6 protein-coding genes are annotated in these 14,081 nt (G+C 31.9%); 2 read left to right on the plus strand and 4 right to left on the minus strand.

Annotated features, from left to right (window positions below; genetic code table 11):
- The coding region (locus SPD90_RS08770; RefSeq protein WP_320924978.1) for a phosphodiester glycosidase family protein at positions 1–5,067 on the minus strand (5,067 nt) is incomplete at its 3' end.
- Positions 5,068–5,478: 411 nt separating this feature from the next.
- Between SPD90_RS08770 and SPD90_RS08775 the strand changes: the two genes are divergently transcribed.
- Together SPD90_RS08775 and SPD90_RS08780 are read left to right on the plus strand one after the other, a co-directional pair.
- Positions 5,479–8,145 (plus strand): cation-translocating P-type ATPase, encoded by a 2,667-nt coding sequence (locus SPD90_RS08775; protein ID WP_320924979.1) that lies wholly within the window; start codon positions 5,479–5,481, stop codon positions 8,143–8,145.
- A 110-nt stretch (positions 8,146–8,255) separates the two neighbouring features.
- On the plus strand, positions 8,256–8,663 hold the full coding sequence (locus SPD90_RS08780) for a hypothetical protein (protein WP_320924980.1): 408 nt from the start codon (positions 8,256–8,258) through the stop codon (positions 8,661–8,663).
- Between the two features lie 94 nt (positions 8,664–8,757).
- Here the strand turns inward: SPD90_RS08780 and SPD90_RS08785 are convergent, their stop codons facing one another.
- The 3 genes from SPD90_RS08785 to larA form a co-directional block, all read right to left on the minus strand.
- A complete protein-coding gene (locus SPD90_RS08785) occupies positions 8,758–11,229 on the minus strand; it encodes a LuxR C-terminal-related transcriptional regulator (protein WP_320924981.1) in 2,472 nt (823 codons plus the stop codon).
- Between the two features lie 141 nt (positions 11,230–11,370).
- Positions 11,371–12,525, minus strand: a complete 1,155-nt coding sequence (locus SPD90_RS08790; RefSeq protein WP_320924982.1) for a YkvI family membrane protein — start codon at positions 12,523–12,525, stop codon at positions 11,371–11,373.
- Between the two features lie 357 nt (positions 12,526–12,882).
- Positions 12,883–14,081: nickel-dependent lactate racemase (gene larA / locus SPD90_RS08795; protein WP_320924983.1), on the minus strand; the 1,199-nt coding region annotated here is incomplete at its 5' end.

Below are 14,081 nucleotides of genomic sequence, written 5' to 3' on the forward strand. Positions count from 1 at the left end.
ATAGTCTCTGTCTTTTACTAATGAAAGTGTCTTAGTTTGACTTTGTCCTCCAGATACATAAGTTATTTGACCTGTTAACTTAGTAACTGCTGGAGTTTTTTCAGTTCCATCAGCATCTACAGTATCGTATTCTAATGTAACATTAGTGTTGTTCATTGTAGATATATTTCTTGGTGTAACCTTGAAAGTCTTGACAACTTCACCTGCATAGTCACCTATACCTGTAATTACCACTTTAGCAGTACCAACATTTACATTATCAGAATAACTAGTTGTAAAATCTTTATTTTTAACTAAAGTTTTACCTGTAGTTGTAGTTATTGTAACTGCTGGTATCTTGTTGTTTCCTGTGTAAGCAGAAACTGTATATGATAATTTAATACTTTGATTAGCTAATAATCCTAAACTCTTATATCCACATTTCTTACAAATATATTCAGTTTTACCTGTACTAGTAATTACTGGTTCATATTCATGTCCTGAACTCTTAGGATAATTTATTGTATATGTTAAATTACAATCTTTACATTTAAAAGTCTTATGTCCTTTGTAAGTACATGTAGTTGGTTTATCTTCTGTAACTACTACGTTATGAGCTAAACCATCTGTACCAAAGTGATACATATTATATTGGTCATTAGGATCAGCAACCCAACCAGTTTGGAATTTACCATTTATAAAGTACATTTCTTTTCCAGTTTTTTCATCTTTTGCAAATCCTGTATAGTTACCTAACTCTTTAGCGTTTCCACATTTATTACAAGTTAAGTATTCACCATCGTATACATAATCGTGACCATTTTTGTCACAGTCTTCAGATGTTTTTGTCTTAGTATAGCTATCTATAACAGATCCATCTACATCATGAGTAGTCACTGTCATCTTATCATCTGTAGTTGATGCAGTTACGTAAATACCGTTAAAATCTTGAGTTGCCATTGCAAAATGGAAATCAGGATTATTAGCTATACCATATGATTTTTCTCCTGTAGAACCACAGATATAGTAAACTATACCATCTTTTTCATCTACTGAACCACCTTTTAGAGGTTGAGTTCTAGCATAAGAGTGGTCGTGACCAGAGAATACAAAATCTATTCCAGCTTCCTCTGCTGCACCTGGTACTAATTCATTTATCATTTCATTAGAACCTGCTACATTTGTATAGTAAGCTGGTTGATGCATAGTAAGCACTTTCCATTTACATTTACTAGCTTTTGCATCTTGTTTTAACCATTCTAAATCTTCTTTAAGTTGAGTCTTGCTAGTTGTGTAGTTGATAGTTGCTACATAAACATTACCGTATTCTACAGAATATCTTCTAGCATCTGGTAAGTTGTATATATTTTGTGCAGTATCTGCATCTAAGTCACCCATGTATTCATGGTTACCTAAAACATGAAGCATATCTACTGAACCTATATAGTTTCCACCAAACATTTGAAGAACATCTGTCCAGTCACTATATGTAGCGGCATTATCTACTGAGTCACCTGTTTGTATACCAAAGCTGTAGTTTCCATCTGCAGCTAAATTAGCGGCAATTTGATCTACGTTATCTTGGTTAGATGCTTGAGTATCACCTATAATAAAGAAATTAGTATTTACTCCTGCTCTACTAGTTTTGAAAGTCTTAACTTCTGACCATTTATTTCCATCACCAACACGATATGCGTATTGTGTATTTCTAGTTAAACCAGTTGCTACTACTTTATTTACTCTTACAGTTCTATTTGCGCTATCATCTGATGAACCTAAGAAGCTTTGAAGATTGCTAGTTCCTTCGATACTTGTAAATGCACTTTCTCCATTTGCATCGTAATCGGCTTTCTTAGCAATTTGCATTATAGCTTTATTTGCAGATGTTTTTGGGTTTGACATCCATGTTATATTTTTGCTAGTTGCAGAACCAGTTGTTGCATTTGATATAACATATTCAGGAAGACCTTCTTCATTACCTGCTACACTTGTTGTTTGAACAGTTATAGCATAAGATATATCTTCACCTTTTTCTGCATATAGGCTACTCTTTCCTGTTGTTTGACATAATACGTCAGTTTGAAGGTATCCTTCTTCATTAGTCTTACCTATTTCAGTTCCATCTTTATATATAGTTGCATCTGAAACTGGTTTTCCATCTAAATCATTTACATATATCTTACCATCAAAGCCTACTACCATTTGGTCTGCTTTTATTGTAAGTGGTGCAAGAACTTCGATACTTTCTTGACCTGTTGAGAAAGATTTTGTGTATCCTTCTTCTTGGTCAGTGTTGTAAGTAATTAGTCCCTTTTGAGCACTATATGTAAATACAGAACCTTTTTTAAGTTCTTTAGGTATTTTAAAGCTTATTTTAGCTACATTTTGTTCGCCAGTTTGTGTAGATACGCCTTCTTTTCTAGTAGCGTTTATTTTTATTACACTATTTTTAGAATCGTAAGTTGCAGTTCCATCAAAATCATCATTAAACGTAACTTCGTAATCTTTAAAATCGCTGTTAACTTTAATTTCTGTTTCAACTGCATCTATTTCTTCTATTTTTTCTGCTTTTAATCCTAATTCATAATTTTTATTTAAAATTGGATTACCTTGAGTTATTGGTGATAATTCTACTGTGTTGTATTCTTTATCGCCTTGTACATTAAAATATCTAGTTTCACTTGTTTCATTACCAAATTTATCACGTACTACAACTTTTATACTGTGTTTTCCATTTGATAATTTAGCGTCGTATAGATTGATTGCATTGTCTCCAGGTACATTTACACAGTTCTTTTCAGAAGACATATTAACTCCATCTAAGTACATACGAACTGTATCATAATCTATACCACTAGTATTTTTATTTTCAACATCACTGTATAATGATTTGAAATTGATTGTATTAGTATCTATAGTCATACCATTTTTAATTTCAGTATCATTAGCAGTTATACTGTCTATAACTGGGTTGTCTATATCGTCTTTGTTAGCTCCATATACAAATTGTAAATTATCGATATATAGTGAACCTTTACGTTGAGCTTGTGGTACTTCCACCATATCGTAAGTTCCGTCAGCTTTAGTTTCACCTCTAGTATAGAAACCTTGTTGAGTTCCAGGAACGTACATAACTCTTATTGCTTGTCCTTTTCTCATCTTGAATGGTCCAGATACACCTTCTTTGAAGTTAGCTTCAACATATTTCCATCCATTCCAGTCTATACCACCCATTTTACCTTCTGATATTTTAGTTTCATCAGTAAAGTCAAGTCTAATTAAGCTGTTGCTACCATCATCTAATTCTATTCTTAGCCATAAATTAGGAGTTCCCTCTGGAGCATAAACCCACATACCTATACCAGTTGGGTTACCTTCTATTGGTTTACCTGATTCAGTAAATCCAAGATAAACACCATCTGTAGCTGCTCCTACATTAGAGAAATCGTAGTCAATTTTCAAAGCATGACTTCCGAAACGTACAGGTTCTCCACTATCTATGTCGATTACTTTAGCATCATCCTTGGCACCTCTACCATAGTCACCAAGTAACAATAAAGAGTTTGTATCGTTGACATCTCTTGTTATACTAAAATAATCTTCAGCTTTTATAGTGTTTCCTTGTTCATCAGTCTTATCTTCAAAATCTAAAACTACTGAAGGAAGCTTACCTATAATTAAGTTAACTGTACCTTGAACACTCTCATCATAAACACAAGTTGCAGTTGCAGTACCGTTTATTGTTTCAGAATCTGACGAAGTGAATATGTTTCCTTTAAAAGAACCTAGTTTTTCATCACTTAAAGTCCATTTAAAATCTCCATCTTTGTAAATTACATCTCTACCTTTGTATTTTACATTGATAGCTAAATCTGTACTCTTGCTAAATCCTAAACTAACTTCATCATTAGCAAATGTTATGCTATCTGGTATTGCAATTGTAATAGAAGTTGTTCCTACTACTTTTCCACCGCTCATTAAATTAACTTTAACTTCACCAGTAGTACCATTTGAAGTAAATTCACCATTAGAATTTATTTCACCATATTTGCTATCTGCTAATTTCCAAGTTATATCACTTGGTAAAGGAGCTTCTCCACCTGCTGAGTCTACACCTTTAGCTTCAAATTGAACTTTTGAATTTGGTGTATAAACTAAGTTGTTAGGAGAAAGTGAAGCATGATCAAATTGACCTGTTGGTTTAGCTGTAGATACTATAAGCACTGAACTACTTACATATCTTTCAGAACCATCTGATGGATAGTTACGGCATAAAAATTCATTACTACCTTCGTATTTTGATCCATAAGTAGAAGATCCACCACCATCTAGGTTAAGGACTGTCTTACAACCCATACCTATCATCATTTCTGCTATGTCTCTGTAAGTACGTCCACAAGATATAGGATAGTTACGTCCATGTGTAGTAAAAGTAACTACTGTACCATCTGCTTTTATACCTATAGCAGTTCTAGAATAAACTATATTTTGGTATGTATTGTTTGGATCAACATTAATCTTTCCATCTTTAACTATTATGACATCTCCACCTACAGCTGATTCTACATCATTTAATGATACATTACCTTCTCTTATTGCAGCTGTTCCATCTTTTAATATTGCAAAGTATGGACGACCATTAGTACCTTGGTATACTTTACCTTCCATAACAAGTGCACCTGCAGGTTGCCCTGTTGACATGTTATAAAAGTCTGCATTGATACCTGCTACAACATTGTATCCAGCTTTTTGAGCTGCTTTTGCTTGATCACTTACTCTTTGCATTTTCCACTTAGAGCCGTTATAATCAGCATACCCTGAAATGATTTTTGTCGTAGATGTACCAGCTAAGTCTACCTCGCAAAAATAATCAATATTTTGATTAGTCCCTGATTCGTTATTTGTTATAACTTCACTTTCTGTTATACCTGGAGCTATCTTTTGCTCTGTATTTGATATTACATAAGTTCCATCAGGAGGCGTGATACTAGCTGCTGCTACCACACTAGCATCTGTTCCTACTAGTGCAACAACCATTAAGAAAACTAGTAATCTACTTAAAAGCTTGTTGTTAGATTTTTTTCGCAAATCTAATCCTCCCCTCTTTTATTTATTAAAGGAAGTTAAAACACTCCCTCATAATATATGATACATCATAATTACCTTTTTTTACCACTTTTTTCAAAAAAATAATGTTTTTTCGTTGTATTTTATAAAACCACTTGACAAATAATATACTCTCTATTACATTTTTTACACATATTTAACATAATTTTAGTTGTATTTTTTTATCATACACAATATAATATATTAAAATATAAAAGATTCCCTTGAAGGGGAGTAGCTTTCACTCTGTGATAGTCAATCGTCATTTCGGATTTTATCCCGGTTGACTAGCGAGTACATAAACTTGTTAGCAAGACCTTCAAAGTAGATTAGTCATGATCTACTTCGGAGGTCTTTTTTATTTAAAAAATTTTAAATATTGGAGGAATATATATGTTTTACAAAAAAAATTCAGCTCAAGTTTTAAATGACCTAGATAGTAATTTGACTGGATTGTCAAAAGAAGAAGCGAAATTGAGATTAGAAAAATACGGTTTTAATCAATTAAATGAAAAGCTTAAAAAGCCGACTTGGAAGCTATTTTTAGAAAGCTTTAAGGACCCATTAGTAATAATACTTTTAATTGCAGCATTTACTCAAGTTTTTTTAGGCGACACAGTGGAATCACTCATCATATTCGCCGTCTTGGCTATAAATGCAGTTTTGGGTGTAGTTCAAACTAAAAAAGCAGAGAGCTCTCTAGATAGTTTAAAAAAATTATCTGTTCCGAATGCAAAGGTATTGAGAGATAATGAAAAGTCGACTATACCTTCTCAGGAGCTAGTTCCTGGTGATATCGTCATTTTAGAAGCTGGCGACTATGTACCTGCTGACGGTAGAATCTTAGAAGCTCAGACCTTCAAGGTCGTAGAAGGTATGCTGACAGGTGAATCTGAACCAGTTTTAAAAAATTCAGAAATAATACTAGACGATTGTGCACTTGGTGATCAAAAAAACATGGTATTTAGTGGCTCAATGGTCGTATACGGTAGAGCAACCTTTGTAGTGACATCATGTGGTATGGACACTGAAGTTGGAAAAATAGCAAACTTACTAGACAGTGCTGAAAGCAAGCAAACCCCTCTTCAACAAAAATTAGATGACTTCGGAAAGAAATTAGGAGTGGCTATAGTAATTCTAGCTGGACTAATATTTGCACTTGAGGTGTTCAGAGGCGACGATATAATGAATTCATTTATGTTCGCAGTAGCAATAGCAGTCGCTGCAATACCAGAGGCTTTGACATCCATTGTCACAATAGTTCTAGCATCTGGTACAAATACAATGGCTAAAAAACAGTCTATAATTAGAAAATTACCAGCAGTTGAAACCCTAGGTTCTACAAGTGTTATATGTACTGACAAAACTGGTACCTTAACACAAAACAAAATGACAGTAGTAGAAACTTATCTTTATGGTCCTGACAGTGACAAGTTCAACGGATTTGAATACATCAAGAATTATAATCCAGCTGTTTCCATAGAACAATCTGAAGGAAGTGAAATTGCTATTACAGGTTGTATAGTACAAGAAAGATATTTGAACCTATCTTCTATACTTTGCAATGACTCCGAAATAAATGAAGAAGGTATAGAAATAGGCGATCCTACAGAAGTAGCCCTTATAAATTACGCCGATAAATACGGTATAGATTATAAATCCATAAGAGAAGAATATCCAAGGATATCTGAACTACCTTTTGATAGTGATAGAAAGCTCATGACTACAGTAAACTCAGTAGATGGCGAAAAAATAATGTTTACAAAAGGAGCTCCCGATATAGTATTTGACAAATGTAAGTATGCTTTTAAAAACGACATTATACTAGATATATCTGAAGATATATTAGATGAATACAGAAAAATAAACGAAAATTTCTCAAATAGAGCTCTGAGAGTCTTAGCATTTGCATATAAAAAGGTTTCAGAAGAATTTGAGCCTACTTTAGACGACGAAAATGACTTGACTCTAATAGGCTTAATGGCTATGATAGATCCTCCTAGAGAAGAGGTTTTCGAGGCTGTAGAACATGCTAAATCATCTGGCATAAAAACAATAATGATAACCGGCGACCACAAAACTACAGCAGCAGCAATAGCTAGAGAAATAGGCATCATGGACAAAAACGACTTAGCCCTTACTGGGCAAGAATTAGATGCCCTAACTGACGAAGAGCTAGATCAAAAGCTAGAAAATATATCAGTTTATGCTAGAGTTTCCCCAGAAAATAAAATAAGAATAGTCAAAGCATGGCAACGAAAAGGTAAAATAACAGCTATGACTGGCGACGGTGTAAACGACGCCCCAGCTCTTAAACAAGCAGACATCGGTATAGGAATGGGAAGTGGTACAGAGGTAGCAAAGGACGCAGCTGCTATGGTCTTGGTAGACGACAACTTCGCAACTATAATAAATGCCATAGAAGTAGGTAGAACAGTTTTTGGCAACATAAAAAAATCTATCACGTACCTTTTCTCAGGAAATTTAGGTGGAATAATCGCAATACTATTTGCAGTATTGGCTGGATGGACTAATCCATTCACAACTATACAATTGTTGTTCATAAACCTAGTAACCGACTCACTACCAGCAATAGCTCTAGGCTTTGAAAAACCAGAAAAGGATACTATGAACAAACCTCCAAGAGATCCAAATGAAAGTATTTTATCAAAGGATACTCTTCATTCAGTATTAGTAAGAGGTTCTATAATAGGTATAGTTACAATTTTGGCTCAATATATAGGAATGCAGACATCAGACGCACTCGGAGCTGCCATGGCATTCTCGACACTTACTCTATCTAGGATAATCCAAACATTTGCAGCTAGATCTAACAGCGAAACTATTATTAACTTAGGCATAACTAGCAACAAATACGCTTTAGGTGCAGTAATTGTATGCCTTTTAATGTTCTCTCTAACCCTACTTCCTTTTATGAGAGGAATATTTGCAATACCTTCTATTTACGAATTTGATAATTTAGCTATTTGCTTCGCCCTAGCATTTGGAGCTGTAGTGTGCATGGAGATAAACAAATTATTAAAAAAATCTCAACTATAAATTTATAAATTTTATCACTCACATGGGTATAAATTAGTTATTTTCCCATTTGTAGTCACCTTTTTTAATATAATTTAAATATACAATACTACAGATAGGGGATAATTTATATGGCAAATAAAATTGGCTCGATTATATTAATAATTTTAGGTATGGTTATATTTATTTTAGATTTTAAAATTATAGGAGCTTTATTATTAATGATAGGTGTAATTCGTATGTTTTCAGCTTCTTCAAAGAAATCTAATACTAGATCATATCCATCTAATAATAGAGTAAGACCTTCAAACAACAATAATTACTTCGATGATGATGATTATTATATGAATCAACACAATTACGATGATCATCACTCTCACCATCATCATGACCACGATTTTGACGATCACAGTCATCATCACCACCACGATCACGACGATCATGATTGTAGCGAACACGATTACGACAACGATGGAGATTGTGATTATTTCGATAATGATTACGACAATGACTTTGATGACTGCGACTACGATGATTAAATTTTAGCTCTTAATAAAGTCATCTCTATGGTGACTCCAAATTTTAATAATCCTAAAAGAAAGAGGTTGTCACAAAATACAACCTCTTTCTGATTTAATTTAAAATATCATCTAATACAACTCCAAGCTGAGCTCTAGATTTAATAGATAATTTTTTGAATACAGTCTTTAAAATAGCCTTTACAGTATTTACAGAAACATATATTTTATCTGCTATTTCCCTATTAGTCATTCCCTTAGATGCCAATATCGCTATTTCCATTTCTCTATTTGTAAGCTCTACCTTTTCTTCATCGTTACATATACTTATAGATACCTTATATTCTTTATATAATTTTTCCACGACTCTTATAAAATCTCTATATTTAAATTCAGTTTTTAATTCCCTAAAAAGATCTTCTATGTAATTATAATTTTCAACAAAAGGCATATATAAATCATCTGCCATTGCAATATCTAAAGCACATTTAAGCTTTTTAAATGCCTCCTCCTTTTTTCTCAGCTTATTAAAGCATGCTGATACATGTATATTTGCATAAATTTCACATAATAAATTTGGAAATATTTTAGCCATAGCTATAGATTTTTCATAAAATCCTAAAAGCTTTGTATATTCCTCTTGAACTAGTAATACCTTGGAGTATACTAAATTTACACAAGGCATCGCTGGGAAAAACACCTTTATATTATCGAGATTTCCCTTTCTTATCCATGTAGGTATTTTCTCTTTATTATTCAAATTAGAATAAATAAACGCATCAAATAAATCTAAAATATGTGCAAATATATTCAATTGCTTTTTATCCATATTTTCTCTTACTTTTTGACATAAGCTTATAGCCTTCTCGTAAAGCCCCTTCGCCAATAAAATTCTAATATTTAAGAAATATCCACATAGCTTTATGCCAGATTCCATATTCGCATCTAAGATAGCCTTATGCATAGCTATCTCTGCATTTTCAAAATCTCCTCTATTGAAAAATACCTCTGCCTCCATCATGTGCTCTGCTCCTCTACCATGACCAGAAGTTACTTTATAGTAATAAGGCATCGATTCCTTCATAATTTCTAACTGTCTATCTAATTTTCCCTTTTCTCTGTAAAACATATATAATACTGACAGTGAGCCAAATGTCCACGTTCCATGGTTTGTATTTATAGTAGAAGGTGTGCTCATGAGCTCACATGCCTTTCTATGGCATTTAGACATTTCTTCTATATCGTTGTACTTTGTAAAGCTAATTATCAGCTGAATTTCACCTAATAATTGATTTCTCATTTTGGAGTTCAAATCGCCATCCGCTTGTATATTAGCAAGAGTTTCTCTACAAGCCTTAGCAAATAATTCTTTTTCATTAAATGTAAAAAGCCTTCTAATATATGTAAGCATAGCTAAGTGATTTTTTTTCTTAATTTCTTTTGGACAAGATTCCATATAGTTTATAATACAATCCTTCTGTTCCATAGTAATTGTATTTCCTCTATCCTTTTCTATGCACTTCATTATCATCTCAAAATTACCACTTTTATAAAAATACTCCATAGCTTGTAAGTACTCTTTTCTATTATAAAACCATTTTGAAGTATTTTTATACACTTCTAATTTAAATGACTGTGGTTTTTCTTCGAACTTTTCATCTAAGCACTTCTTTAATATACTGTGAAAATAATATTCTTTATTTATAGAATCATATTTTATAAATCCATTTTTAGATAATAGTTCAGATAATAAAATCTCTGCCTTTTCTTCTCCTGCGATATATCTAATCACATCCATAGAAAACTTATCAAATATAGAGAGTCTCAAAAGCAAATCCTTGAGTTCATCTCTCAAATCTCTATATACAGTAGTCTCCATGAGATCATATATATTATTTTGCAAATCAGTAGTTTTATTTTCTGTATAATTCAGCATAAATAAATATATAACACTTATCCATCCCTCGCTGTATTTATATATCTTATCAATATACTCGTCTTTTAAATAAACCTTGCATAATTGATAGTAGCTAACTATATCCTCTCTTGTAAATTCCATATCCTCTTTAGATATATAATTTAAATAATGCTTTAACTGAAGTTCATTTATATCATTTAAAAAAGAATTTCTAGTTCCTATAACTATATGTATATTCTCTTCTAAATCTTTTATCAATATTTCTAAAAATTCATCTATCTTAGATTGACTTACAAACTGATAATCATCTATTACAATAACCACATCTTTATCTATTTTTAAATTACTGATCATCTGTATAGCTTCCCATTTTAATATATCATCATCTGGAAATCCCATTTCACTAAGATCATTTCCCGTTTTTTCATCAATTTTCGATATTAAATTTGAAAATCCCCTCCAAAATACTTCTACAGAATTAGTGTATATGTTAAGCCAATAAATATATATATCTTCTTTATTTAACAATTGTTTCATTGTTGTAGTCTTGCCATATCCCATAGGAGCCTGAATTACTGTCAATGGATAATCTGTAACTCTTTCTATTTTTTCAGATATTTTTTCAGTAAAATATAAAGCTCTTGTGTTATATTTTGTTTTACTTTTCATTGCACTTACTCCCTTGTAATTTTAATAATCCTAATTTTATTATACAGATAATACAAATTTTAGTAAAATAATTATTTTTCAAAAAATAAAGAAGCTACTAGCATAATCTAATAGCTTCTCACTATAATCAATTTTTAATTATTATTTTCCAGATTTAGCGATTTTATATATACCTATAGTTAATAATGGTAATATGAATACAACCATTAATCCGTATGACATAGCATTATATCCTTTAGCTATAAGGTCTATTATACCAAACTTAGATAATATTACAGCTGCTGCTAATACTACAACTGTTAACATTGCGTTTTGAGCACCTGTTAATTTTTCTTTACCGAAGTCTTCTAAGCTTGAATTAACTCTGGCAACGAATGCATGGATTATACCAGTTGAAGTTTCTATTAAAGTCCATCCCATTACTATACCAAATATTACTATTGACCAAGTTCCTCCTACTTTCTTTAATATTACAAGCCAAGGAACTGTAGCTCCTAATACATCTGGATCTGGATAGAATCCCATAAATGCTATATAACTTATGAACCATGGTACTGTCATTAATATACCAGCTATTAAACCACTTATCATTGTTTCTTTTCTACTTGTTTGTCTTTCTAGTGATTCAAAACTAGATGGATATACTAATACGTTGTAAGCTACATAAACTATACCTAGCCATACTATATTAAATGTACTTGCTGGACCTTCAACGAAGCTTGTATCTCCTGTTGCGAATACTTCACTTATATGTGAACCTGCTCCTTTTATAGCTAATACACCAAATATGATATATGCTATATATAATGCTATAGTTCCATAAGTTTCAAATTTTTCAATCAAACTAGAACCGTAGAAGTTTAATATACCAACAACTATTACAACAACTATAACACCAACCCAATAATTAAGACCCATTGTTTGATTAACTATTTCTCCTGTAGCTGATGCCATAACTGCAAGAATTATTATTGCAAGTGGAATATAGATTAAATCGTATAATATACCAAATTTTCCTAATAAATTTTGCATGAAATCCTTGTAGTTATAAGATTTTGTTACTCTAGCAAATTCGAATGATGCCATTGCTATAACTGCAAATCCTATAAGTGTGGCAACACCTGCTATCCATCCTCTTGCTCCATAATTAGCACCGTAAGATATAATTTCACGACCAGTTGCATATCCACCACCGATAAGAACTGATTGAAGTAATATACCAGGTACTAAATATCTCCCAAAAGCACCATCAAAGAAGCTTTTTTTACCGTTGTTTTTAGGTGATCTTTGTTCCATATATACCCCTCCTAAATATTTTATAAATGCGAATTATATAAATTTTTGCAATATTTATATAATATCTAAATAGTATCAGTTTTTGGAATTTTTTGCAAGTTTATGAAATATAATAAATTAATTTGTATTTAGTTTAATTTTTATTTAATTTAATATTTATTTAATATCTACTATAATATAATTTATACTTAATATAATTTACTTGCTCAAAACTTTAAAAAATAAAGAAATAAATTTTTTTTCTTTAAAACGAAAAAGAAGTGGAGCAAAATAGATTTTATTCTAGTTTTCAGCACTTCTTTTTATTTAAATTATTTTTTAACCGCTAATAAATTAACTCTATAAAATCTCTATTTACTATCTATATTTAGGTAATGTATTAGCACCGTGTGGTAATAATGCAACCTTCATATCATCTATAGATCCACCGTTTAATTTTTTAGCTAATTCTAAAGCTTCATCTAATGTCTTAACTGCATGTATTTTAGTTTTGCTGAATTTTTCTTGTGGGATACTAGTTACTAATATCATATTGTATTTTTCAGCAGTTTCAGAGAAGTCAAATCCAACAAATCCACCGATTGAGAAGTCGGCACGTAATGCTTTTTCTCTTTCTTCCATATTATCGAATTTAGTTATTTGGTCTTCGCAATCGTCGTTACCAAATCCTTCACTACATTCAGATAACAATATCATTGTTCCACCTTCTGCTATCATAATTTTAGCGTTTGATAATGTTTTTGAAGTTTGGTATAAGTTTATATCTTTTGGGTATCCCCCAGCACTTGCTATAACTAATGGAGTTCTTTCATCAACATATACACCGTCTATTGAGTCAACTAATTCAGTTGCAGCTTTATGAGCTTCTATCCAATCTCCTGCAAAGGCAGCTATTATTTCTTGATTAGCATTTGCAACTACATTTAATAAATAAGCTGGTTTAGCCATTGCAGCAGCTTCTTCTAGATCATCGTGGAATGGATTAGATTTTGATAAGTTTCCTGCACAAGCATTGACATTTGTACCGTTTCCGAATCCAGGATTTAAAGCGTTGCTGTGGTTAGTATTTATAGTTTCTTTTCCTGCTATACCAGGTACTAGACTCTTTCTTCCTCCGCCGTAACCAGCTAATAAGTGGTAAACTACTCCACCAGTTAAGATTATTTTATCTGCTTCTATTGCATATCTATTTAACCATACAGGAGTTTTTCTAGAAGTTTCTCCCATATAAACTAAGTTTTCTTTGTCATCACATTGGTGATCTATTATTTTTAAACGTTTAAATAAATCTTCACCTAATAATTCTTTATGTTCTTCATCAGTTTGTCTTCTATGAGTACCACAAGCAGATATAACTAGTATATCTTCGTCAGGTACACCACATTTGTTTATTCTATCTACTAATATTGGTAAGTATGTAGGTATTGCTTGCCATTTTCTTGTTACGTCAGATATTATTATTGCTACTTTGTCGCCTTTTTTTACAACTGTTGATATATCCCCTGCTCCGATTGGATTATCTAAAGCGTATTCTATATGTTCTTTTACACTTCTTT

Source organism: Intestinibacter sp., from assembly GCF_034113885.1.
Classification (GTDB): domain Bacteria; phylum Bacillota; class Clostridia; order Peptostreptococcales; family Peptostreptococcaceae; genus Intestinibacter.